Source organism: Methylobacterium sp. GXS13, assembly GCF_001455965.1.
Lineage (GTDB): Bacteria > Pseudomonadota > Alphaproteobacteria > Rhizobiales > Beijerinckiaceae > Methylobacterium.
Window position 1 is genome coordinate 1 of sequence record NZ_LKKO01000010.1, and the last position, 635, is coordinate 635.

Here is a 635-nt window from a genome sequence, read left to right on the forward strand (position 1 = left end):
ACATCTGTTCTGCGAAATGTACATGCGCCAGCGCGCCGTGGAGCTGGCGGGCGACCTTTCCTGTCCGCTGCCGCCGACGCAGGCGGATCTGGCCGATGCAGTCGGCGTCACGGCGGTGCATTTCAACTGGTCGGTTCGGACCCTGCGGGCACAGCGCAAGATCGTCCTCCAGGGCGGCCACATCACCATCGGCGACTGGCTAGGCCTCGTCGCCACGGCCAAGTTCGACCCCGTCTACCTGCATTTCGACGAGGATCGGCGCCGCTCTAAGTGAAAAAGCTTTGGCTTAGAGTGGTCTCCGCCGAAGTGGATGCCGGTTCGGCGCGAGAGGAAGCTACCTCGAGGCCGCCCTCGACCGGGGCGAGCTGTACACGACCGCGACCGAGGCCGATCTCGATCGCCGCTTGCTCGACCTCTATCGTCTCGCGCGCAATGATTTCGAGGAAGGCGGGGCCAATATCCTCTTTCTCGCGATCGGCTTCCTGTCGTGGACGAAGAAGGAGGGCGAGGCCCCCTACCGAGCCCCCCTCCTCCTCATCCCGGTCTCACTGAAGCGATCCAGCGTGCGCGCCGGCTTCCGGTTGGCGCGGCACGACGACGAGGTCCGGATCAATCCGACCCTCCTGGAGATGCTG

The 635-nt window shown here is 65.0% G+C and carries 1 protein-coding gene and 1 pseudogene; both read left to right on the forward strand.

Going from position 1 to position 635, the window contains the following annotated elements:
* Nucleotides 1–274: helix-turn-helix domain-containing protein (locus tag AO398_RS03955; protein WP_152997402.1), on the forward strand; the 274-nt coding region annotated here is incomplete at its 5' end.
* Between the two features lie 73 nt (nt 275–347).
* A pseudogene (locus AO398_RS03960) lies at nt 348–635 on the forward strand (DUF4011 domain-containing protein); the annotation flags it as partial.